The sequence below is a fragment of the Acinetobacter sp. 1207_04 genome (assembly GCF_052850415.1).
On sequence record NZ_VXCQ01000002.1, the window covers coordinates 95,694 to 120,787 of the forward strand.

Below are 25,094 nucleotides of genomic sequence, written 5' to 3' on the forward strand. Positions count from 1 at the left end.
ACTAAAATGGCAATAGATCGTATAGATTGGCATGGTGAATCTGCAGAAACAGCGGGTTTCCCTTATGAAAATGGTGGTACACATATTGGTATTTATCTCGCATGGATTATCAATAATCACTTAGAAGGTGAAATGCACCTAGAAGAAAGCGAAGAAGAATTACAGCAAGTTCGTGACCATATAATTACAGGTCGAGATTTTTTAAGCACGATGTGTGATGAAAAATTCTGGGAAGATGACTTAAACGAAGAGGCATTTGCATTTACACAGTATTATTACGAGAGTAATCAGTATTTTAACGACTACGATGTAACATTGGTGCATTCAAAAGGATTAAGTGATACCTATGCCGTTGAAGATACGTGGGAAAATTATGATTTAATGGCTGTTGTGATTGATCAAAAATACCAACAATGGAAAAAATTAAACTTAGCATAAAATTTTATTGCGCATCATTGTCAAATAATTATAAATTCCATCGGAATATAGAAAATAATCATTCAACATAATGAAATTATTTAAGGTTACATACGAAAATTTTTTCGAGAGGACTACGGGTGCATATTTACTGTTAAATCCCGACTCTAACGTCAGTAAAGAGCTTTATCCTAAAAAGGTGGAAGGATTATTAGAGGGATATTTTAGACCGAAACCTGAAGCATACGAATTTACAGAAGATACGCAAGTTTTACTGAGCCAGCCTTTACCCTGTCCAGTTGAAATGGTGATTTATTAATCAGCTTTTAAAAACAAAAGGAAGTAATAGTGCTGCATATTTGGCTCAAATACATATGTGAAAAGAGATCCTGAACGGGCATTGGTTTGACGATTTCATCATTATTCACAGAGAAAGAGCGTAAAAAAAATAAATGTTCAAGTTGGACAAACGGCATTTAATACACTTGTTAAGAAAACAGCGGTTGATTTGATATTTATTGATGAGCATAAGCAAGAAGGTCTAAGTCATTATTTTTAAGCGATACACAATCATTTTATATTCGAGAGCAAGAGAGAAAGAAAGGATTTTTTGCTAAACTGTTTTCATAAATAAATATTTAGGCGATTAGAGAAATGCTTGTGCAACATGGTGCGATGCAATTGCTCTCTATGTGGATAGATGAACGCAAAATACAAAATCAGTCAGAACATACTTTAGATGCTTACTTTCGAGATGTATCAGGATTTATTGACTTTTGTTATAACAAAAAACTTGAATTACATAATGTTGAAAAAGCTGATTTACGTGAGTATATGGCGTATAAGGTTGAGCAAAATCAGCTCAGTACAAGCAGCTTACAGCGCCATTTGACTTCTATTCGTCAATTTATGAAGTGGGCAACGCAGGGTAATTATTTGGCTTTTAACCCTGCACATGATTTACAGCTAAAACGGCAACCCCGTCCTTTGCCTGGTCTAATAGATATTGAAACGATCAACCAAATTATAGATCAAGTTGCACCTGAAAAACCCGTTGAACATCAGTTGTGGCTACGTGATAGAGCTATTCTTGAACTATTGTACTCAAGTGGTCTGCGTCTAGCGGAAATACAAGGTTTAACTATTCGAGATATTGATTTTGGTCGACACTTACTACGTGTAACAGGGAAGGGAAATAAAACTCGTATTGTACCTTTTGGTGGTAAAGCGAGAGAAAGTTTAATTGAATGGTTGAAAATTTATCGTATTTGGCAAGGTGATTTTAAGGCAGATTTTCCAGTATTTATTACTCAACGCGGTAATGTCATTACCCCACGACAAATTGAAAATCGAGTCAAACTACAAGCGCAACGAGCTGGGGTAAATGTCGATTTACATCCACATTTATTACGTCATTGTTTTGCGAGTCATATGCTATCGAATAGTGGTGATTTACGTGCAGTACAAGAAATGCTTGGCCATAGTAATTTGACCACGACACAAATTTATACACATATTGATTTTGATCATTTGGCTCAGGTATATGATAGAGCACATCCACGTGCAAGTAAGTCTAAAAATTAAGGTTATTTATATATGTTTTCAATGTGATAACGCATAAATTTTCTGTATCTGCATAAAAACTTTTTATGGTTGATGATATTAAGGGTTAATCACAGACACTCTTTTTTATGAAATCTATTGATCATTTTTACCTTTGAATACGTCTTTTGGATAATTGTTTTTTAAGTACGACTGCGGTATAAATTTTACTCGGTTAATGTCGGCATACTTTATGCTTATATTATAAAGTTCACACGTGTTTTTATATTCCTAGGTATCACCATGACTCCTGAGCTTGAGCAAAAATATCTACAACTCTCAGATGTGCAAAAAGAAATTTTTAAAGGCTATGGCTTACGCCAGGTCAAACATTTTGTTGAACTCAGCATTCCGAAAGTAGAGCATTGTTTACCTGAAGGTGCGGTTGTAGTTGGGGTAAATACAGAAGGACGTGTGCAAGCGGTCAATGCGGATACACAGCAAATTTATTTGTGGATTTCAGATCAACAATGGCAATTAAGCAATAAACCATCTTTACATGTCGATACAAAGGAGGATTTTCTACAAATTTGGACTATTTTTGAATTGGAAAAACAAGATCTTATTCATTTAAGTCATATCCATCGTGACTTTATACAAAGCCAAGTGAGCTAAGCCTACCCAAGCTCACATGATTTAAAGTGATTTTTGTACGATCTTATATAAGATATGCCGTGAGAGTGGACTTTCTTGTGTTAATGCAGGGTGATTAAATTCGAACATGGCTTGCATGCCTAAGCGTTGCATCACATGTTCGGAAGCTGTGTTATGCACTGCGGTAAATGAAACGACTTCTTTGAGTTGTAATGTTTCAAAAGCAAATTTTAAACAGGCTTTAGCCGCTTCTGTTGCATAGCCTTGATGCCAATATTGTTTTGCAAATCGCCAACCAATTTCTACGCAAGGTGAAAAAATAAATTGTTCAGGTTGTATATTTAAACCCGTAAATCCAATAAATTGTCCTGTCACTTTCAGTTCAACTGCCCAAAATCCCCAACCATGATCTAAGATTAAATGCTGAAATTTATCTGCTAAATTATCACTTTGTTCACGCGTAAGCACGGATGGGAAGTAATGCATAACATCTTTGTCAGCATTTAGTTCTGCGAAAGGCTGTAAATCAGACTCTTGCCAAGCTCGAAGTTTCAGACGCTCAGTTTCAAGTTCAATCAGTTGTTTAGTGGATGTTGAAATTGGTATTGATGGTAATTTTATTAATTCAATCATTAGACAAACCCCATTTTAGATACTTCTGAGAATCATATTCTTATCTTTAAGACCTTACAGCTTAATCTCTTTAATGTCATCCAGCGGTAACTGATAACTTTGTTTAATAATTTGGCTTGGTAAATCGGTTTTAACACTAGTAATACCATTCTTTTTAGTTAAATGTGCAGTTTGAAATTTACGATAACTTTCAAGGTCGGGGACAACCACTTTGAGCAGCGCATCGGATTCACCTAAAATAATGTAGCATTCCATGACCTGTGGAAGTCCTTTCATTGCCTCAATAAAGGTGTCAATCGTTTCAGCATCTTGACCTGTTAGCCAAATGCGTGAAAACAAAATCAGTTGAAAACCAATTTTAAGCGGATCAACCACGGCAGTGTAATTTTGAATGACACCAGCTTCTTCAAGTAATTTAACTCGACGTAGACAGGATGATGGGGATAATCCAATTTCACGGGCTAAATCATTATTTTGAATACGTCCATTATTTTGTAAAGTACGAATGATATTTTTATCAATACGATCAAGCTTTACTGAAATAGATTTAGAATATAATTTCATAAATTAGAATATAATTCGAAAAATAATCATTATTATAGAATATTTGAAATCCTATTTTAAGTCATTTACAAGATACTATTTTTTATCTTCAGAGATACAGAAAGGAACTTGAAATGACTGTATTCGTACTTTTTGCCTTGACGGTGTTGCCGTTAATTTTCACACCAGGACCCGATATGTTATTTATCCTGTCACAAGTGATGGGTAAAGATGCGAAAGCAGGCATGATGGCAACATTAGGGGTTTGCTCAGGTTATTTGGTACATTCTATTTTGGTAGCATTGGGGATTGCAGCGATTATTGTATCGTTTCCTGTATTGTTTGATGCGATTCGTTATTTGGGCATTGCTTATTTATTGTATTTGGCTTTTCACTTGTTTAAATCGGTGTTCAGTAATAAAACTTTAAAGATTGAGCAAAGTACGACAGCACATCCAATTCGCAAAGGATTCTTTACCGCACTTTTAAATCCTAAAGGTATGCTGATTTATTTTGCGATTTTACCGCAGTTTATTAATCAATCAGGTAATACAGTACAACAAGGTTTGATTCTATCTTTCATTTTTATTGGCTTAATTTTATTGGTTTACTGTGCATTGAGTTTGATTTTAGGGAAAATAATTAGCAATAAGCCGTTAGACGTGCAGAAACAAAAATGGATTGATGGTGGTTCAGGGACTTTATTGACGGTTGCAGCAGTGTGGTTAACCGTAAGTTAAAAGTGATTTAAAAAATTGAGAAAAATGATTTTTTGAAGAACGAGTAACTAAAAAGATCGCCATTTTCTAATTTTTGCTTTTTGTTACACTTTTATTGTGGAAAATTTGATGATTTATTTGATTAGGCTTCTTCGTAAAATAGAGATGCTGTCTAAAATGACATAAAAACTGTTGAGAAACTGTTATGTTATTTAAATTGAATAAGCATTTAAAATAAAGTTGTAATTGTTTAGATATATCAGTGTGATTTTAATAAATTATGATATTTATCAATATATAAAAAATGTATAAATCACATACGAAAAAAACAGACTAAAACCCTTAATAAAAAGTGTGAACGGTACGTTCAAGCTTTTTTAGGAAATTTTAATGCTCTTTTTCCAATTGTGACTTGACCGAAATGCCAAACGCATTGCAAGATAGGACACCTAATAAATTTTAAAAGAAGGGTTATGATGACTCTTCTTAACATTTACATTTGCTAAAACAGCCGAGGAATACATGAAGGCTCTTGTTGCTGTAAAACGTGTGGTTGATGCCAACGTTAAAGTTCGCGTTAAACCGGACAATAGTGGTGTTGACCTAACTAACGTAAAAATGTCGATCAACCCATTCTGTGAAATCGCAGTGGAAGAAGCGGTTCGCTTAAAAGAAAAAGGAACTGTTTCGGAAATCGTTGTTGTTTCTATTGGTCCTAAAGAAGCGCAAGAACAGATTCGTTCTGCTATGGCGCTTGGTGCAGATCGCGGTATCTTGGTTGAAGCTGATGACAGCCAACTTGGTGCTTTAGAAATTGCTAAAATCCTGAAAGGAATTGTTGAAGCTGAACAGCCTCAATTGGTTCTTCTTGGTAAACAAGCAATTGATGATGATTCTAACCAAGTGGGTCAGATGTTGGGTGCTTTACTTGGCGCAGGTCAAGGTACATTTGCTTCTGTAGTGACAGTAAATGGCGATAAAGTACAAGTGACTCGTGAAGTTGATGGTGGTTTACAAACGGTTGAATTAAACACACCTGCGATCATTACGACTGACTTACGTTTAAATGAGCCACGTTATGCTGCATTGCCTAACATCATGAAAGCTCGTAAAAAGCCACTTGAAACGAAATCTCCTGCAGATTATGGTGTAACTTCAACGTCTAAACTTAAAACAGTTAAAGTTGAACCACCTGCAGAGCGTAAAGCTGGCGTACAAGTGAAGTCTGTAGATGAGCTTGTTGAAAAACTTAAAAATGAAGCGAAAGTGATCTAATACAGAAGGATAAAAATCATGAGTATTTTAGTTATCGCTGAGCACGACAACAAAGCACTAAACGGTGCAACTTTAAACGTTGTTGCTGCGGCGCAAAAAATCGGTGGTGATATCACTGTATTGGTTGCAGGTTCAGGCGCACAAGCTGTTGCTGACCAAGCAGCTAAAGTTGCAGGCGTAAGCAAAGTATTGCTTGCTGATGATGCTGCTTATGCAAATCAATTGGCTGAAAACGTTGCTAAATTAGTCGCTTCTCTTGGTGCGGGTTATTCTCACATCCTTGCTGCCTCTACAACAACGGGTAAGAATATTCTTCCTCGCGCTGCTGCACTTTTAGACGTAAGCATGATTACTGATATTACTGCTGTTGATGGTCCTAAGACTTTCAAACGTCCAATTTATGCAGGTAACGCAATTGCAACTGTAGAATCTGGTGAATCAGTTGTTGTTGCAACTGTTCGTGGTACTGCATTTGATCCTGTTGCTACTGAAGGTGGTTCGGCTGCTGTTGAAGCTATTGCTTCTACTGGCGATGCAGGCATCTCTAAATTTATCTCTGAAGAAATTGTAAAATCAGAGCGTCCAGAATTGACAGCGGCTCGTATTGTTGTTTCTGGTGGTCGTGGTGTGGGTTCAGGTGAAAATTATCACACTGTACTTGATCCATTGGCTGACAAGTTGGGTGCTGCTCAAGGCGCTTCACGTGCTGCGGTTGATGCTGGCTTCGTTCCAAATGATATGCAAGTCGGTCAAACAGGTAAAATTGTTGCTCCTGATTTATATATCGCTGTGGGTATTTCTGGTGCGATTCAGCATTTGGCGGGTATGAAAGATTCTAAAGTGATCGTTGCGATCAACAAAGATGAAGAAGCACCAATCAATGCTGTAGCTGACTACTGGTTAGTTGGTGATTTAAATACTGTAGTTCCTGAATTGGTTTCTAAAATCTAATTCTCGAATTTCGTATTGAATAAAAAATGCTCCTTTTAAGGAGCATTTTTTATTCTGCCGAAAGGTTTATATGTTATAGATTAGGTTATAAAATAAATAAAAGATGAATGAGTATGAAATGCCAAAAGTGTAAAGCTGAAAATATCAATGAAGCAGTTCGATGTGGTATATGCGGAACACGATTAAAACACCCAAAATTTGTTGATATATTTACGAGTAGTACTCAGGTGCAATCATCTATTCGGCGTGATCAAACTAAGCCATTCAGTCGAGATCAAACTAAGCCATTCAGTCGAGATCAGAATTCATCGATAAGCCGATCATCAAATAAAACCACTCAGCGAACAGGCACGCCAAGACCTCAAAAACCAAATGATCAACAATCATCTTCGTTACTCAATACAATTTTTGATCAAAATACAAAACTAGAAGATAAAGCAAAAAGATTACTCAGTTATTGGCAACAAAAAGCCCGTCAATCATCCGACGTTAAAAAGCCATCTAAAGGGCTAGGTGGGAAAATCGTTTGGATTTTATTGGTTATTTTTATGTTTGGATCAGTTGCTTTAGAGATCGTAAAAAAGAACGTGATGCCTCATATTGCAAATATTTTTACAGCGTCTGTACCTACTGAAGCGGTGGAAGATATGGCAATTGATCAAGTTACTACGATTGCGAGTGAGTCTTTAGAGTATCAGGTTATTCGGAGATTGGATGAGCTGAAAGAGGTAACAAGTGCGGCAGATCACTATTATAAAACTACAGATCAGTTAACCACCGAGTATCAGGATTTGGTTGATTCAGACTTAATTGTTCATTTTATCAATGATGGGCAGACCCAGTTTAACTCAACAGGCATGCTTGAAAGTAGTTTTACGGATGATGCAGAGGTCAAAATATTTTTAAAACCTTACTATGATACAGATAGTGATCAATCGGCATGGATGTGTTTTAGCGCGGGTATAGATGTTTCTGAACAAACAGACTGTAAAATGATTCCAGCAGGAACTAAGCCGTAGCTTTTTATCAAATGATGCTTTATTTGAGTGCGAAAAAAAAATGTTTATATGGGGCGAATTTTGTTGGCGTGTTGGGTGAAAAATAATGAAGTCGGACTTGCTTCACAAATTTAAAAAATGTCTGAAATGTCGTCATTAAATTATCGAAAATTAACAGTATTGGGCAGGATTAATACAGACAAAACAGGCAGATTTTGTGCTATAATTTACGGCTGTATTTTAGATTTTAACTCAGAATATTTGAGCTAAGTTTTTGCAAGATTGATGATATAAATCAGACAACAAAACGTTGTCTGTTATAAGGAGTATGCATGAGCGTATCGGAAATCAGACCGATTGCCATTGAGGATGAACTTAAAAGCTCATATCTCGACTATGCCATGAGCGTCATTGTCTCTCGTGCATTGCCAGACGTCAGAGATGGCTTAAAACCCGTTCATCGTCGTGTACTTTTTGCGATGCACGAATTGGGTAACGACTACAACAAAGCCTACAAAAAATCTGCACGTGTTGTTGGTGATGTCATCGGTAAATATCACCCACATGGTGATTCTGCTGTTTATGAAACCATTGTTCGTATGGCGCAAGATTTTAGCCTGCGTTATCAATTGGTTGATGGTCAAGGTAACTTCGGTTCTGTTGATGGTGATAGTGCGGCAGCAATGCGTTATACCGAAGTTCGTATGCGTAAACTGACCCATGAAATGCTTGCTGATCTTGAAAAAGATACCGTTGAGTGGGAAGACAACTACGATGGCTCTGAGCGTATTCCTCAGGTAATGCCGACGCGTATTCCCAACTTATTGATTAATGGTGTGACAGGTATTGCAGTCGGTATGGCGACCAACATGGCGCCACACAACATGACTGAAGTGGTCAATGCATGTTTGGCATATGCTGAAAACCCGAATATTTCCATTGAAGGTTTGATGGAACATATTTCAGGACCAGATTTTCCTACAGGTGGTATTATTTATGGTAAATCGGGTATTGTAGATGCTTACCGTACAGGTAAAGGTCGTCTACATATTCGTGGTAAATACCATATTGAAGAAGATCCGAAAACTAGTCGTAATACGATTGTTTTCACGGAAATTCCGTATCAGGTCAATAAAGCAAGAACCATTGAGCGTATTGCAGAGTTGGTCAAAGAGAAGAAATTAGAAGGTATTTCTGAACTTCGTGATGAGTCAGATAAAGATGGTATGCGTATCGCGATTGATTTGAAGCGTGGTGAGAACGCTGAAGTCATCGTTAATAACTTATTCCAAAATACGCAACTTGAAAATTCATTCAGCATTAACATGGTTTGTCTAGATAATGGTCAGCCTAAGTTAATGAATTTAAAAGATATCATTGCTGCATTTATTCGCCATCGTCAAGAAGTTGTGACACGTCGTACCATGTACGAACTGCGTAAAGCACGTGAACGTGGTCATATCTTAGAAGGATTGACAGTTGCGCTTGCCAATATCGATGAAATTATTGAAACTATTAAAACTTCTGCAAATCCTGCCGAAGCGCGTGAGCGTTTACAAGCAGGTGAGTGGGCAGGTGGTGGTGTTGTTGCATTACTTGAAAAAGCGGGTTCAATTTCAATTCGTCCTGATGAAATTGAAGGTGAAGATCCATCAAAACCATTTGGTTTAGAAGGAGACATTTATCGCTTATCGCCAACGCAAGTGGCTGCGATTCTTGAATTGCGCTTACACCGTTTAACGGGTCTTGAACAAGATAAATTACATGCAGAATATACTGAAATCTTGGGTCAAATTGCAGAATTAACTGCAATTTTGAACGATTTCAATCTATTGATGGCTGTGATTAAAGAAGAGTTAGCGCTAATTTTACAACAGTATGGTGATGCGCGTAAAACGTCTATTGTTGAATCTCGTATTGATTTTTCACGTGAAGATTTAATTCCTGAAGAGCAAATGGTATTAACCGTTTCTAAAACAGGGTATGCGAAAACTCAACCATTGTCAGACTACGCTGCACAGCGCCGTGGTGGACGTGGTAAATCTGCAACTTCAATGAAAGAAGATGATTACATTCAACATTTGATTGTAACATCAAGTCATGCGACCGTACTTTGCTTTACCAATGTCGGTAAGGTGTACCGTTTACGCGTATTTGAAGTACCTCAAGCATCTCGTGGTGCAAAAGGTCGTCCAATGGTGAACTTGTTACCATTAGATGCAGATGAAACAATTACAGCGATTCTTCCTGTAATTGATGCACCGAAAAAATTCAAAGAGCGTTTAACTGAATTTAGGACATTTGTTCGTGCCAATGTTGCAAAACTTCGTGAAAATGAAATTATTGATGCACATTACGAACCGTTAAAAGCTGCATTTGCAGAATTGGGCGAAAACCCTGATGACTTGTCAGATGCTTTGCGTATTCAACTGAAAGAAATCGGTTTAGAACTTTCTACAACAGATGTGCAAGATGATCTTGTTGCTGAGTTTGCTGAACGTGTTGAAAATGTTCGTAAAAACTTCTATGTCTTTATGGCAACAGCATCAGGTACAGTAAAACGTGTTGAATTAGAGCAGTTTAGTAATGTTCGTTCAAATGGTTTACGTGCGATTGAGTTGAAAGATGAAGATACCTTGATTGGTGTTGCGATTACAGATGGTGAACAGCAAATTATGTTGTTCTCAAATGAAGGTAAAGCTATTCGCTTCTCTGAAACTGATGCTCGTGTGATGGGGCGTAGTGCAAAAGGTGTTCGCGGTATGCGTGTAACACTTGCTGCTGCTCAAGCTGAGGAAGACGTTGGAGCAGATGTAGAACCAGACGATGAGGATTCTATAGATACGAATTTTGTCAGTCGTATTGTTTCACTTGTTGTGGTCCCTGAAACAGGTGAAGTATTGTGTGCTTCTGCGAATGGTTATGGTAAACGTACATCTGTAGATGATTTCCCGACCAAAAAACGTGGTGGTAAAGGTGTTATTGCCATTAAAACATCTGAACGTAATGGTGAGTTGGTTGGTGCAGTTGCGATTGATGTAACGAAAGAAGTGATGTTGATTTCTGATGGCGGTACTTTAGTTCGTACTCGCGCTTCTGAGATTGCACATACTGGTCGTAATGCACAAGGTGTTCGTCTAATCCGTTTAGGTAATGACGAAGTCTTAGTTGGCGTAGTTGCGGTTGAAGCGGTTGAAGATGATTTGATTGATGAAAGCGTTGTCGATGTCGATGCTAATCATCAAGCGGAAACAATCGATTCAGTTGATGGTGAAGCATTAATTGACAACGAAAAGCTAATTGGTGATGAAACCATTATGGATGAAACGGATCCAAATGAATCTGATGAGTAATTATTTAAAATATTAAAATAACAAAAGGATGCTTCGGCATCCTTTTGTTATTTTAAACGAATGAAATACGGTATTTCTTAAAAATAGCGTATTATTTTAATGAATAGCATGATCTCGATGCTCTGGATTCATTGGTTTAGACAGTATGATGATTTAAAAAAGCAGTGTTTAAAATGAAATATAAAAATACCCTTTTAGTGATAACCTAGATTTTTCCATTGGTTGTATGTAATCAAGTGAAACAAACGATGAGTGAAAAAATATAGAACTTCATTACTGATGCTAGTGAATAACAAAATGAAAAAGAAGCAACACTATTTCAAGTGATTATTGATCGTGATCAATCAACAATATTGAGTTTGAGTGAGGCAAATTTACGTCAAGAATTGCTTAAAAATTCACAAGAACCCATGCAGATTTATGCGTCTTTATCTGAGTATATGCTAGAACAACCTCAAGAAAATAAAAGCCTTTGAATTGGCTTATGGGAAAGTCACTAAAATAGGCTATAAGTATAATTATTCTGATAACATCATGATTTTTGTGGTGACTTTTTTAGGATCGTGGTGGCAATAATATTGTTGGTATTTGGATGCAAGAGCTGCATAATTGAATATTAGCAATGTGAATGATGGGTAACGGAGTACAAATTATTTAAATTTATAGGTTTTGCTATTTGTACTATGAGTTGGTATTTAAACTTAATTATTTTGTTAAATTGTGAGATAAAGAATATATTAACTTAAATGGGGCGAAGAATGATGATCAAAAATAAGATGAAAAGTACTGTTTTAATTTTAAGTCTGATATTCCCATTGTCTGCATGTGAAAAAGTAAAAGAAACTATTTTAGATAAAATTGAGGAAAAAATGCCCGACTTAGAGGCTTCAGAGCAACAAAATACAAAAGCAAAAATATTGTTTCAAGCTTTGATTGATCATGATCAGGCTAAAATTCTGAGTTTGAGCGAGCAAGATATTAGAGATGAGTTGACTAAAAATCCTCAAATCTTACAAACAGTTTTTGATGCTTTACCTGATAATGTTGCAGATAATCCTGAACTTGTATTGACTGCTAAATCTATTGAAACAACGTATGGTAAAGTGACAAAAATTGGTTATAAATATATTTATCCCAATCAAACGATTATATTTTCTGTGGTGTTCGATGGGCATGATGGTGGTGATAAAATTGTGGGGTTTTGGGTGCAAGAAGTAGAAAAATAAAGTGATTTGAAAAATAGGTATCGATATAAAATGGAAGCCGAAGCTCCCATTTTATATAAGAAAAAATGTTTAAATGTTAGTGAGTGGCATCAAAATTATAATTTTTTTGCTTTTCACTATCAAATTGACCTTCCCATTTACTAATCACAAGAACAGCCAAAGCATTACCAATTACGTTCAATACAGTACGTGCCATATCTAAGATACGGTCAATACCTGCAATAAATGCTAAGCCTTCAAGTGGAATACCAACACTACCTAGGGTTGCAAGTAGAACCACGAAAGAAACACCTGGTACGCCTGCAATCCCTTTAGAAGTGATCATGAGTGTGAGCACAAGTACAACTTGCTGTGTAATGGTTAAATCGATACCGTAAAGCTGTGCAATAAAGATTGCTGCAATACTTTGGTATAGTGTTGAACCATCAAGATTAAACGAATAACCAATTGGAACAACAAAGCTAGTGATCGATTTTGGAGCGCCATAGGCTTCCATTTTTTCCATCATACGAGGTAAAACAGTTTCAGAACTTGCAGTTGAATAGGCTAAAATTAATTCATCTTTTAAGATTTTGATAATCGTCCAAATGCTGAATCCACAGAATTTAGCCACAAAACCAAGTACAATAAAGATAAAGAAGAAGATTGCACCATAAACCAATAAAGCAAGTTTCACGAGTGGAACCAATGAGCTAAAACCGAAGTTCGCAACAGTCGCAGCGATCAAACCAAATACACCAATCGGTGCAAAAAGCATAATCATGTGCGTCACTTTGAACATTGTTTCAGAGATCGCTTTTAAAACATCAATGAGCGGTTGTTTTGTTTCTTTAGCAAGTGATCCAAGACCAATACCGAATATCACGGCAAAGAAAATAATTGGCAACATATGCCCATCATTCATTGCAGAGAAAATATTAGATGGAATCAAAGACAAAACAGTGTTAACTAAACCATGTGCATGCTGACTAACTTCTTGTGTAGTTTGCTGATATTGGGAGATATCAGAAGTTGTCAGTTGTGACATATCAATGCCAGCGCCTGGCTTGAAAATGTTTGCAGCAAAAAGACCGACAATAATAGCAATTGTGGTAATGATTTCGAAGTAAACAATGGTTTTAAAACCGAGCTTTCCTATACTTTTACTGTCACCTGCATTAGCAATACCCAAAATTAACATGGATAAAACCAACGGGATCACAATCATTTTGATCAGATTAATGAAAATCTTACCCAAAGGTTGTAGGAAGTTATGGACGATGTCGTCACGGATTTCAGGTTGGTTATGTAAAACAGCACCAACCAAAATACCTAAAAAGAGCGCAATAACGATTTGCCATGCTAGGCTAATTTTCAGTTTATTCATACTGAGCCCTTAAAAAATCAGATTTTGGCGAAAAAAAAATTAAATGATCAAAACGCGAAATCGCCAATTCCAAGCATGAATATGGGTATGCTAGAAGGGGGGAGAGCGTGATTGTTGAGCGCATTTCTCAGAAGCGTTTATTTTGCATCTATTTTTATCTGCTCGACTAATTATTTCTGATTGAATGTATTTTGATTGGGTGAAATTAATACAGTTTAATTTAATTATCCAATCAATTAATTTAGTTTAATTTAATATATAGATGTAAGTTAGCTTATTTATGGATTTTTTTTATGAATACTCCAAGGCGATACCAAGATAAACTTAATAAAATTAATGAGATAAATAGTAAATAAATTAATTTAGGTAATATCAATTGAGTTGATACCCCCATTTGGTTAAGTTGTACAAACAAGTTGATACCCTGAGTGGATGGTAGTAATTGAGAAAACATTTGCATCCATTCAGGCATGGCTTGTAAGGGCCAAGCCGTTCCTGATAATAAAAATAATGGTACAGAGCTAAAGACAATGAGATGTCCTGCACGTTCAGAGGTATCTAAATAACTTGCAATGAAGAAGGCAAGTCCAATCACTGCACTAATAAAAATAGGTACAGCGCATAGCATTCCAAAGAAATTTCCGCCTCTAGGATAATCATTTAGCCAAAAAGTGAAACCGAAAAGATAGAGACAGCCCAAAGTCCCAATAGTAAGAGCCACCAAATAAATAGCTAAAAATTCAGCACGGGAAGCACGCCATTGTTTTTCACGGTATCCACCAATCAGCATACATAAACCGAGTAATACTGTTTGGTGAATAATGAGTGGTGCTACAGCGGGGAATATATAACTACCATAACCAGATAAAGTATTGAAAAGTGGGATTTGGTGAATAGGTAGGGCAGGTGAAAAATGTGTAACTTGTGCAAAACGAGAAAGATATTCAGCAATAGCATTTTCAACGGCTGTTGCTATTCCTAAGCCGATTTGTTTGGTTTTTAAAAAATTAGCACCGCTTAGGTAAAGTCCAATTCCTCCAGTTTCTCCTCTAATGAGGCTTTCTGAAAGGTGTTCTGGAAGAAGTAATATTCCATCAGCTTTTTGTGTTTGTACCAGATATTTAGCTTCTTCAAAATTATGACTAATATCGATTATGGCTACATTTGGACTATTACTGATTGCTGTAATGAGTTGGGTTGTGAGTACACTTTGTTCTTCATCAACAATTACGATAGGCAATTGTTCTGCGGTCTGTGATTTATAGGCAATTGGATAAAAAAAACTATAGAAAATTACAGATAGAATCATCGTGGTTAAAATTGAAAAATTACCTGCAATATTCTTAAACGTCTGAATATAGTCTTGCCCAACTTGCTTCCAAAAAGTGATGATTTTTATGAATTGCTCATTTTTCATTGACTGCTCCCCAAATAATTTTTTTGAGTAGGGTGCTAGATATTGCTAAATAAAAAATACAATATAACGTGAGAATGAATAAAGGAGTAAGTGAAGTAGTTGGTGGGCTACCAATGACCCATTGTTCAGTTTGTAATTTTGCATAAGGTGTATAAGGAATAATGTTTGACCAAAATTTAGTGAAAAGTGGTGCATTATTTAAAGGTAAAGTAACACCTGCAAAGCTCAGAGAAGAGCCACCATATACAGCAAGAAAACCAAAAGTTTTTGAAAGATTCTTTGTGGCGAGAACAACAGTCACACTAATTAATGCATAAGCGAGATAAAATAAAAACTGAGCAAATAAAATAAGACTCAGTGACCCCGCGACTGTCCAGCCTCGAATAACAATTAACCAAAACATCCATAACCATGTCCAAAAGCAAAAAATAATGACATACACGAAGCTTTTGGCAAAAATGGCTTGAAGTACTGTTGTTGAATCTCTCCATTGTTGAGTGGTATTTAGTTTGAGTTCTTGCCCAACTGAAAAGGCAATACAACAACATAATAATAAATGTAAAACCGCAGGAATTACGAATGGTTCAAGATAAAGTTCATAATTTAAATTCGGGTTGAAAAGAGGAGAAATTTTGATATGTGCTGTATCAATATCGATATAAGGTATTTCATTTACAAAATAATTATTTTTTAAAAAATCAGTAGAAGCTTGAACTGTGGACAATAACATTGCTGAAGAAATAGTATTGCCAATGCTAAAATAGGACTGGTTATAGACAATACTAATTTGTGCATCCTCTCCTTTGACTAAGCGTTGTTCAGCACCCTCAGGAATCATTACATAACCCCAGATTCGGGTCTGATTTAAATTTTTCTCTACCTCTGTTTGATCTTCAGAAATCTGTTGTACGTGCAATGTTGTATTTAGTTTAAGATACTTTTCAATCGTATGACTCAGTTCGCTTTGATCTTGATTAATAATAGCAATAGGTACATGTTCAGCTTTACCTGAATAAAACATACTACAAAACAGAATAATAATGCATAACGGCGCTAGACTCACCATGCATAAATCCCATTTATGCGTGAGTAAATATCTAATTTCACGTTTGATGGTGCTGAGCATGAATAATTATCCAGTCATTGACTCGCCTAAAATTTATTCTGCTTGTGCAGAACCTTGTTTTAACTTGAAGATGACACTCATTCCAACTTTTAAATTTTCAGCTTCTTTAGGTGGGGTCAGATGAATTTTAAAGCTACGAATATCATAACCACCACTTTGACGCGTGGTTTTAATTGTGGCGAACTCACCCTCGGCATCAATGTTTTTAATTTGAAATCTGAAATTCTGGTTTAAAGCAGGAACATAACCTTCAAGAGATTTTGCTTGGTAAACTTGACTATACTGATCCTCACGAATATTTAAGCTCACCCATTTTTCATCTTTAATAATACTGACAATAGGAACGCCAATTGCGACGAGTTCTGTCGGTTTTCCATAAGTTTTAGAAACAATACCTTGAATAGGGGAAAATAAGCGTGTTTCTGATTCGAGTGCATTGGCTTCTGCTACAGCAGCTTTGGCAATTTCTACTTGTGCATCTGCTCCCGACTTTTGCTGTTCTGTACTACCACGCTTAGCACGTAAATATTGTTGCCGAGAAGCTTCGGATAGTTCTTTTGCAGACTGTGCAGCTGCAAACATTTCATCACGACGCTGTCTAGAAATGACGCCTTGAGTATAAAGATTCTGACCTCGTTGATAGGTTGTCTGAGCAAGGTTTTCTTGAGCTTTTAGGCTTTGCCAATTTGCATAAAGCGTATCAATATTTTCTTGTTGTGAACCCCGCTCAACAGTAGATTGCAGGGCTAAAGCCGATTGTAAAGTTGCTAATGCTTGCTGTTTTTTTGTCTCAATTTCTGGACTGCTTAATGTAACGAGTAATTGTCCTTTTTCAATGGCTTGTCCATCATGTACAAAAATTTCTTCAATTCGGCTGGGAATTTTTGTGCTGACATGTAACGTCTCGGCTTCTACACGTCCTTGTACATCAATAATTTGCGGTTGATAGCTTTTCCATAAACCAAATGCAATAAAACCCAGAGCAACAAGGATAAGAATACAAAGTAATAATATTTTATATTTAGAGGGTTTTTCTGCATGAGTATTTTGAATGGGCAGATCAGTTGATACATTTTCAACATCAGTTTCTAGGTTGTGATGCAATTGATCTGTTGCCGAGTGTGATGTGCTTGGATCAACTGTAGTACTTTGTTCATCTACAGATTCATTCGGTGGTGTCTGTGTATTAGGATCTTGAGTCATTCAACATACTCCATTAACGAATATAATCAGTATTAGATTGATGAATATAATTTTGAAATTGTTCTAAACTACCATGGCTTTGAAGTAACGTCGCGAGTGACATAATGTATTTATAGGAATTGAGTGCTTTTTCTGCTTTCAATATACTGAGTTGATTTTGAGCATCAATAACTTGTGTAGCAGTTCCCATATCTTCTTTAAAAGAAAGCTGTTGAATTCTTAAGTTTTCCATTACAGCAGGTTCATTATTTTGTAGAAGCTGATTATTTTGTTGTGCTGAATGTAGTTCACTATAAGATTTATAAATAATATTTTCAATTTCTTGTTGAGTGCGTGCAGTGAGTAGTTCTGTTGCTTGTTTTTGCAGTTGAGCTGCTTGCACATTTTTATTTTTATCTAAACCTGAAAATAAGTTATATCTTGCAGCAACACCGACAATCCAATTTTGATCTGAGTCTAAACTGTATTCACCAAATGCGAATAACGTTGGTTTCTTACTCGCACTTTGTAGTTTGATATTTTCATTCGCGAGTTGAGTATCCGTTTGTAGTTTTTTAACTAAGCTTGAGCTTTCAGAATAACTAGCTAAAAGTTGTTGTACTGATTGGCTTTGTTCGCGATTAACAAAAAGTGGCGTAGTCAATTTTTCGATGGATGATTGGTTGAGTAGGTTTTTCAGATGAAATTGACTCGATTGTAAATTGGAAAAGGCATTTTGATTGACACGTTGGGCATTGTTACGAGCAACCTCAAACTGCATACGCTGTCCTTTGCTAATAAATCCTGCTTGTTCTAGTTTTAGAGCATTATCATAATGCTTTTGCATGGACGTTAAGTTGAATTGGCTTGAAGCGAAAAGTTGTTGTTGTAATTGGACATTGAAATAAGATTGAATCATTTCAAATCGTTGTATATCTTGCTGCTGTTTACTATTTAACTCACTGCGTTCAGCATTTAAATGGGCGATATTTTTGGTAGCGGTCGTAACACCACCTGTATAAAGCGGCATCATGACAGAAATAGTTGGGCGTATCACTTCATCTTCTAAAATGACATTGGCTTTATCTGGAATTAAACCCACACCATTTTGTATTCCTTGTGTCAGACCTTGTTTTAAAGGGTCTACAATTGTTGATGGAATATTATTTTGTGATTGCCATTGGTCAATATGATCATTTACACCTTGAGAGAGTGATTGCTCTAGATTGTTTTTTACACCATTTAGCGGAATATCAGTTTCAGTGTGAAATTTATAAGCACGGACATTGAGGTCAACTCTAGGTAAACCAATATTTTTGACCGCTTCTGCTTGAAGTTTTGTTGCTTGATTTAAAGCTATATTTGCTTGAGTAGTATATGAGTGTTCAATAAAATATTGTTCTGCTTGGACATAGCTAAGCGACTCAGCATAAGTTAGTTGACTGAGAGTGGCTCCTGTAAAGCAAAGAAGCAAAAATTTCAGACGTGTTTGTACTTTTTGGTTATACATATTTTGCGTCGTTTTGAAAAACATAATCTTTCACATCTGACTTCATTTAAACTTATTCTAACCTTGAATGACTAGAATAAGTAATCTAAATCAATCTCTTAAAGTGTTTCGTTTTGTAGTTTACATGCGATTGTTAAAAATCTAATGTATGTATAGTCGATATACACTTTTGTTCATGTACTTTTAAAGTTTTATCGTTAAGATAAATTGAACATAATTCTATCAGGAAAATAAAAATGGCAAAAATTACAGTTGAATCTTTAATTAAGGCGCCCATTGATCTTGTTTGGAATACTTATAACAATCCTCAAGATATTCAAGAATGGAATACAGCTTCACCTGAATGGCATACGGTCAATTCAGTCAATGATCTAAGAGTTGGTGGGCAATTTTCAAATCGTATGGAAGCCAAAGATGGCAGTATGGGTTTTGATTTTGCAGGAACATATACTGAAATTATCCCCCATGAGAAAATTGCCTATTCATTTGGTGAGCGTAATGCAGAGATTATTTTTCAGCAAAAAGATCAGGCCGTTTTAGTACAAATCAGTTTTGACCCTGAACATGAATATCCATTTGAGCAACAGCAAGCAGGGTGGCAGGCAATTTTAGATAATTTTATGAAGTATGTAGAAAGTAAAAAGTAACGAGAGTAGTGCTTTGTTGAATTTTTTCAGTATGCAGAAAATTATTGTTCTATAAAGCTGAAGTCTCTTTCAGTGAGTGATTTAACACCAAGTAGGCAGATGTAGTTAAATTTTTTTATTGAAATATCAATTCTAAATCTTTAAACACATTGAAAGTTTGACTGACAAAGCTACTGCAAGAAAAGCCAAATTGTGGTTAAATGCGCCTATTTCATTCGTTTCACTTTAAAAAGGGAAAAATCATGCGCGCGTACAATTTTTGTGCTGGTCCTGCTGCATTACCTACTGCCGTTTTAGAAAAAGCTCAGTCAGAGTTATTAGATTGGCGTGGTAAAGGCTTATCCATCATGGAAATGAGCCATCGTAGTGCAGACTATGTTGCTGTCGCTGAAAAAGCCGAGGCTGATTTACGTAAGTTGATGAATATTCCTGAGAATTATAAAGTTCTGTTCTTACAGGGTGGCGCATCGCTACAATTTTCTGCAATTCCACTTAATTTATTGGGCAAGAATAATAAAGCAGATTATATCCATACGGGTATCTGGTCAGAAAAAGCGACTCAAGAAGCACAGCGCTATGGTGAAATCAATATTATTGAAGCGGGTACAAGCATTAACGGAAAGTTGGCTATTTCAGATCAAAGCCAATGGAACTTGTCAAATGATGCTGCCTACGTACATTACGCCGATAATGAAACGATTGGTGGTATTCAATTTGCCAATATGCCTGTAACTGACAAACCATTGGTTTCAGACTTGTCTTCAAGTATTTTATCTGCACCGATTGATGTCTCTAAATTTGGTCTGATTTATGCGGGTGCGCAGAAAAATATCGGTCCTGCTGGATTAACATTAGTCATTGTACGTGATGATTTGCTTGATCAAGCGAAACCTGAAATTCCAAGTTTGTTGAAATATAGTTCACAAGCGAAAAATGAATCTATGGTAAATACACCTGCAACTTATGCATGGTATTTATCAGGTTTAGTATTTGAATGGTTACTTGAGCAAGGTGGTGTGGACGCAATGCATCAAGTGAACTTGGCAAAATCACAATTATTGTATGGTTATATCGATTCTAGTGATTTCTATGCAAATCCGATTGCAACACCAAACCGTTCAATTATGAATGTACCATTTACATTGGCAAATGCTGATTTAGATAAGTTATTCTTGAAAGAAGCGGAAGAAAATCATTTACTCAATCTTGCTGGGCACCGTTCAGTCGGTGGTATGCGTGCAAGTATTTATAATGCTGTACCACTTGAAGGTGTGCAAGCATTAGTTAACTTTATGGATGATTTTGCTAAGCGAAATGGCTAAGTCAGTCTAATTGAAAATGCATTAAAAAACCCTCTTTATGAGGGTTTTTTAATGCAAAATCGAGTGATTAGTGAAGTGATGGAAAAATACCAAGATAATTAAATATCATTGCAGTAAGAAACATCCCTAAAATAAAAAAGCAGAAACCACCCCTATCAATACGTAGCACAAATGTACGAGGGGAATGTATTAAATCGGTCGTTTGTTCTGATGTGATTTTCATTGCTAAGCCTGGATTTTGAAATTATTGTTCAATCCTGTGTTGTCACATTTTTAACATATTTCTTTGATCAATTAAAGTACAAACTTAAATAAATAACAATAATTTAAATATTTTATTAAACTGCATTAAATATATGAGGGGTGTCTTGAATTGAGAATCTAATTTTTTAGACAAAAGATTTAGGTGATTTATATACAGTAATGTTTTTAAGTTACTGATTAAATTATTTTAAGATATTATTCATTATGAATTATTGATATTTTTACTATTTTTATTTTTTAATATGTAGCTAATTATATGCTCAATAAAAATAAATAAGTGATAACAATCAGCAGAATTTTTTAAGTTAAAGAATTAAATTTATCATCTATTTTATAATCATAATGGGCAGGTGTTTCTGCTTTGATTGAAAGAGATCATTATTAAAGAGGGAAATATGCCATTATGTTCGGTGAGAATAAACATTCAAAATTCTGATTAAAAAGAGGATAAAAAATGGTATTTTATCCTCTTTCTTATTTATATCACTCAAAATTTGGCTGTTTAGGCTTTGGCTTCTGCATAGATATTCGCTTGAATCCAAAGATTGCCACGAATATATTGTCCAATTTCAAAATCTTTAAAAGCTGGATTTTGTGTGGCAATACGAATTAGTGTTGCAGGCTGATCTTCTTCTAAAATTAGTGTGACATCATAGAGTGTAAATTCAGATTGTTGAAATTCAGTCTGTGTTTTGCCGACAATTTTGCCTTGGAACCATGCTTCATCTTCCTGCCCAAGGGTTTCGCCATACAAATAAGCCACCATTTTGGAAAAATCGACAGTGACGGGTGCTTTATCATCTTCAGATTTTGGCTCCCATGCATCAATAAGTTCTTGTAAATTGGCAGGTGCAACCCCGTTATTTTCTGACAAAATTTCATTTAAAGCACGATGATGTTTAATTGAAGCTGGATCATCGACAATGATTTGCTCATGATCAGATACTTTTTCCAATTCATAAGTAAAAGCATTGAGTTGAACTTTATAGGTTTGATTTTTTTTATAATTGGCATGATTGACACTATATAAGCTGTCAAAAGCATACACTGTACTATTGGCATTGAGCTTGAGGCTTAAAACAGCTTGCGTATTTGATTTGCAGGTAATAATGCGTTCAATCTCTGCATGCATCGTATAAGGGCTTTCAAAAAATGGGAATGCTGTTTTAACCGCTTTCGGTTTCCCATCTTCAACGGCAATCACTTGTGCAATTTGAATGGTTTCCTGTTGTGGCCCTTGAATGAGCCAAATGGCTTGATCCATATCACATTCTTGTGAGCAGATGCCCATAGGCATAACAGGGGAATTGAGAGCTTCACCCATCCACTTAGGTACATCAGTTGAGGGGTGTTCTGTTAGCAGCGACCAGTGTTCTACATGGCTGCCAAAATTCTGATCTTCAATGATTATAATTTCAGGGCTGTTGTGATTATTCATGTGCACAGAGTCAATTGGGTGAACTTACATTATTAAATCGTGGGTGTTTGGTTTTTTTCAAGTGTAAATGTAAAAATTAAGCCATATAGGCTAATATTTATATATGGTTTGTTGATTAATTGAACATTAAATAAAAAAGTCGTCCAAAATCTATTCTAAGATAAGTAGAAAAAATAATAAGATAAGAGAGGTGATATTTTTACAGCGAAAAAATAGATGGCGTCCCTACGGGGATTCGAACCCCGGTTACCGCCGTGAAAGGGCGATGTCCTAGGCCTCTAGACGATAGGGACGTTTAGAAGATGACGGTATCTTAGTGATCCGTCATCAAGGTGTCAAGTAAGTGAGGTGCGAGTTTGTTCAAAATATAGCAAAACAGTTCAGCAGTCTTTTGAGTATCGTATAAAGCAGAGTGTGCTTCTTTACCATCGAACTCAATTCCAGCTTGAATGCATGATTTTGCGAGTACCGTTTGTCCAAACATCACAGCACTTAAGGTCACAGTATCAAAAACAGAAAAGCTATGAAAAGGATTCTGATTTTTAGTGCCTGTACGTGCAATTGCGGCTTTGACAAAGCCGAGGTCGAAATGAGCGTTATGACCAACAAGTACGGCATGCGTACAGTGTTGCTGTTTACGAACTTCATTGACGGCTTTGAACATGCGTTTAAGCGCTGTTTTTTCGTCTTCTGCCATTGCCATGCGCATCGGGTTAAATGGATCGACACCAATAAAATCAAGCGATCTACGATCTAGATTTGCACCTTCAAATGGATTGATATGTGCATGATGTGCTTGACCTGGAACAAATTTTCCTTCTGCATCATAAACAATAGGAATGCATGCAATTTCCAGCAATGCATCCGTATCAGAATTAAAACCTGCAGTTTCAACATCAACAACGACGGGTAAAAAACCACGGAAGCGTTGACCAATTACAGGTTGTATTTCAGTTGTCACACCTTTCTCCAATGGATGGTTTTTCCTGCATAGAGCGGGATAATTTTTTCACCATCCAAGTAGTCTAAACTTTCAGGAATTACCTGATCTTCTTTCACGAGGGTAATTGTACTCGTATTTCGTGGCAAACCATAGAAGTCTGCACCAAAGTGACTTGCAAAGCCTTCTAAACGCTCAATACGACCCATTTGATCAAATGCTTGTGCATAAAGCTCAATCGCGGTTGGTGCGCTGTAGCAACCTGCACAACCACAGGCATTTTCTTTAGCATCTTTAGAATGTGGCGCGCTGTCAGTGCCTAAGAAAAATTTAGGATTACCACTGGTTGCCACTTCAAGCAAAGTTTGCTGATGTGTTTGGCGTTTTAAAATAGGTAAACAGTAAAAATGAGGTTTTACGCCACCAACCAACATATCATTACGGTTAAATAATAAATGCTGTGGGGTAATGGTTGCTGCAACATTACGATCTTGCTCAAGAACGAAGTTTGCTGCTTCACTTGTGGTGATGTGTTCAAGTACCAATTTTAATTTCGGAAATTGTCTTAAAAGTGGGGCAAGTACTTCATCGATAAAACGTTTTTCACGGTCAAAAATATCGACATGATTATGTGTGACTTCACCATGTAATAACAATGGAACTTGATGCTCTTCAAGTTGCTCAATGACGCTATATACTTTACGAATATCGCTCACGCCATTGTCTGAATTCGTGGTTGCACCGGCAGGGTATAATTTAATTGCATTTACAAATGCAGACTCTTTGATTTTTTTGACTTCATCAGGTGTTGTGTGGTCTGTAAAATACAACACCATACGCGGGTCAAAGTGAACGCCTTCAGGGACATGTGCCATGATTCGTTCACGATAGGTATTTGCTTCTTCAACAGTTTTTACAGGAGGAACTGTATTTGGCATACAGATAGCACGGGAGAATTGACGCGCTAAGTCAGGAACAGTACGTTGCAAAGCAAGTCCATCACGGAGGTGAGCATGCCAGTCATCTGGCTGAAGCAGAGTAATCGTGTTCAAGGCAATTATTACATCAAAAAATAAAATAGATAATAATCGATTCAACACAAAAAGATAACCGCAATTTGTATTATTCGAGCCGTTTTTTTAATTTTAACCAACTGTTTTATTATGGATAATGCTTCTAATATTTATTTAGATATAAAGTATTTTATGGTTGGAAAAATTTCATATTAAAGTACGAATAATATTTGTAAAATCAATGAAATTCAGGCAGATTGAGCAAAATGTGAGTTTTATAGGATAAAAATCACTAATTATCTAAAATAATATTAAAAAAGTGTGAAATTATTCATGTTTGTGACTATAATTTTGTCAAAGGACAAGGAATGTTCTCTTGTTTAATATAAATAGCCATCTGAAATAATATCAGCCTATTCATGTGTTTTGGTATTTGAAATGCTGAATTTCTATGTTTGAGGAAAATCATCTTCTGTATAGGTGAGACAGATTTTTGAAGTCATATTGAATAAATTGTGAATGTAGGTATTTAATTTTTTAAAATTTAATTTAAGAGAT

21 protein-coding genes and 1 tRNA gene are annotated in these 25,094 nt (G+C 36.0%); 11 read left to right on the forward strand and 11 right to left on the reverse strand.

The window, feature by feature from the left end; all coding sequences use genetic code 11:
• The first annotated feature begins 6 nt into the window (after positions 1–6).
• From FW754_RS02380 to FW754_RS02390, 3 genes are all read left to right on the forward strand, one after another.
• Positions 7–438 (forward strand): DUF7832 domain-containing protein, encoded by a 432-nt coding sequence (locus FW754_RS02380; RefSeq protein ID WP_409512122.1) that lies wholly within the window; start codon positions 7–9, stop codon positions 436–438.
• Between the two features lie 669 nt (positions 439–1,107).
• On the forward strand, positions 1,108–2,001 hold the full coding sequence (locus FW754_RS02385) for a tyrosine recombinase XerC (RefSeq protein WP_446323879.1): 894 nt from the start codon (positions 1,108–1,110) through the stop codon (positions 1,999–2,001).
• 261 nt (positions 2,002–2,262) lie between these two features.
• Entirely contained in the window at positions 2,263–2,634 is a 372-nt protein-coding gene (locus FW754_RS02390; protein ID WP_446323748.1) for a hypothetical protein, read from the forward strand.
• 21 nt (positions 2,635–2,655) lie between these two features.
• Here the strand turns inward: FW754_RS02390 and FW754_RS02395 are convergent, their stop codons facing one another.
• Complete coding sequence (locus tag FW754_RS02395) at positions 2,656–3,246, reverse strand: GNAT family N-acetyltransferase (protein WP_446323749.1); 591 nt, start codon at positions 3,244–3,246, stop codon at positions 2,656–2,658.
• 54 nt (positions 3,247–3,300) lie between these two features.
• On the reverse strand, positions 3,301–3,810 hold the full coding sequence (locus FW754_RS02400) for an Lrp/AsnC family transcriptional regulator (RefSeq protein ID WP_409512125.1): 510 nt from the start codon (positions 3,808–3,810) through the stop codon (positions 3,301–3,303).
• A 113-nt stretch (positions 3,811–3,923) separates the two neighbouring features.
• Here FW754_RS02400 and FW754_RS02405 point away from each other — a divergent pair, with 113 nt between their 5' ends.
• The 6 genes from FW754_RS02405 (at position 3,924) to FW754_RS02430 (ending at position 12,311) form a co-directional block, all read left to right on the forward strand.
• Positions 3,924–4,529 carry a LysE family translocator gene (locus FW754_RS02405; protein ID WP_419345940.1) on the forward strand — a complete coding sequence of 202 codons (606 nt, stop codon included), beginning with the start codon at positions 3,924–3,926 and terminating at the stop codon, positions 4,527–4,529.
• Between the two features lie 501 nt (positions 4,530–5,030).
• Positions 5,031–5,783, forward strand: a complete 753-nt coding sequence (locus FW754_RS02410) for an electron transfer flavoprotein subunit beta/FixA family protein (protein ID WP_409512127.1) — start codon at positions 5,031–5,033, stop codon at positions 5,781–5,783.
• An 18-nt stretch (positions 5,784–5,801) separates the two neighbouring features.
• The gene (locus FW754_RS02415; protein ID WP_409512128.1) at positions 5,802–6,734 is read left to right on the forward strand and encodes an electron transfer flavoprotein subunit alpha/FixB family protein; all 933 of its coding nucleotides are present in this window, start codon (positions 5,802–5,804) and stop codon (positions 6,732–6,734) included.
• 113 nt (positions 6,735–6,847) lie between these two features.
• A complete protein-coding gene (locus tag FW754_RS02420; RefSeq protein WP_446323750.1) occupies positions 6,848–7,753 on the forward strand; it encodes a hypothetical protein in 906 nt (301 codons plus the stop codon).
• A gap of 311 nt (positions 7,754–8,064) precedes the next feature.
• A complete protein-coding gene (gene gyrA / locus FW754_RS02425; RefSeq protein WP_419345943.1) occupies positions 8,065–11,085 on the forward strand; it encodes a DNA gyrase subunit A in 3,021 nt (1,006 codons plus the stop codon).
• A 758-nt stretch (positions 11,086–11,843) separates the two neighbouring features.
• A complete protein-coding gene (locus tag FW754_RS02430) occupies positions 11,844–12,311 on the forward strand; it encodes a hypothetical protein (protein ID WP_419345944.1) in 468 nt (155 codons plus the stop codon).
• Between the two features lie 76 nt (positions 12,312–12,387).
• Here FW754_RS02430 and gltP read toward each other — a convergent pair whose 3' ends face one another.
• The 5 genes from gltP to FW754_RS02455 all read right to left on the reverse strand — a co-directional run bounded on the left by gltP (position 12,388) and on the right by FW754_RS02455 (position 18,936).
• Positions 12,388–13,677, reverse strand: a complete 1,290-nt coding sequence (gene gltP, locus FW754_RS02435; protein ID WP_409512133.1) for a glutamate/aspartate:proton symporter GltP — start codon at positions 13,675–13,677, stop codon at positions 12,388–12,390.
• A 274-nt stretch (positions 13,678–13,951) separates the two neighbouring features.
• A complete protein-coding gene (locus tag FW754_RS02440) occupies positions 13,952–15,094 on the reverse strand; it encodes an ABC transporter permease (protein ID WP_446323751.1) in 1,143 nt (380 codons plus the stop codon).
• Positions 15,084–16,220 (reverse strand): ABC transporter permease, encoded by a 1,137-nt coding sequence (locus FW754_RS02445; protein WP_446323752.1) that lies wholly within the window; start codon positions 16,218–16,220, stop codon positions 15,084–15,086. Before FW754_RS02445 ends, FW754_RS02440 begins: the two co-directional genes overlap by 11 nt.
• Positions 16,221–16,253: 33 nt before the next feature.
• Complete coding sequence (locus FW754_RS02450) at positions 16,254–17,423, reverse strand: HlyD family secretion protein (RefSeq protein WP_409512136.1); 1,170 nt, start codon at positions 17,421–17,423, stop codon at positions 16,254–16,256.
• A gap of 13 nt (positions 17,424–17,436) precedes the next feature.
• On the reverse strand, positions 17,437–18,936 hold the full coding sequence (locus tag FW754_RS02455; RefSeq protein WP_446323753.1) for a TolC family protein: 1,500 nt from the start codon (positions 18,934–18,936) through the stop codon (positions 17,437–17,439).
• A gap of 212 nt (positions 18,937–19,148) precedes the next feature.
• Between FW754_RS02455 and FW754_RS02460 the strand changes: the two genes are divergently transcribed.
• Both FW754_RS02460 and serC read left to right on the forward strand, forming a co-directional pair.
• Positions 19,149–19,559, forward strand: a complete 411-nt coding sequence (locus tag FW754_RS02460; protein ID WP_446323754.1) for an SRPBCC domain-containing protein — start codon at positions 19,149–19,151, stop codon at positions 19,557–19,559.
• A gap of 242 nt (positions 19,560–19,801) precedes the next feature.
• Entirely contained in the window at positions 19,802–20,881 is a 1,080-nt protein-coding gene (gene serC, locus FW754_RS02465) for a 3-phosphoserine/phosphohydroxythreonine transaminase (RefSeq protein ID WP_446323755.1), read from the forward strand.
• A 766-nt stretch (positions 20,882–21,647) separates the two neighbouring features.
• Here the strand turns inward: serC and FW754_RS02470 are convergent.
• The 4 genes from FW754_RS02470 to pyrC form a co-directional block, all read right to left on the reverse strand.
• Entirely contained in the window at positions 21,648–22,583 is a 936-nt protein-coding gene (locus FW754_RS02470; RefSeq protein WP_446323756.1) for a hypothetical protein, read from the reverse strand.
• A gap of 217 nt (positions 22,584–22,800) precedes the next feature.
• Positions 22,801–22,876: transfer RNA gene (locus FW754_RS02475), tRNA-Glu, on the reverse strand.
• A gap of 20 nt (positions 22,877–22,896) precedes the next feature.
• Entirely contained in the window at positions 22,897–23,556 is a 660-nt protein-coding gene (gene rnt, locus FW754_RS02480) for a ribonuclease T (RefSeq protein ID WP_409512141.1), read from the reverse strand.
• The gene (gene pyrC / locus FW754_RS02485; RefSeq protein WP_446323880.1) at positions 23,541–24,575 is read right to left on the reverse strand and encodes a dihydroorotase; all 1,035 of its coding nucleotides are present in this window, start codon (positions 24,573–24,575) and stop codon (positions 23,541–23,543) included. Before pyrC ends, rnt begins: the two co-directional genes overlap by 16 nt.
• Positions 24,576–25,094: the final 519 nt, after the last annotated feature.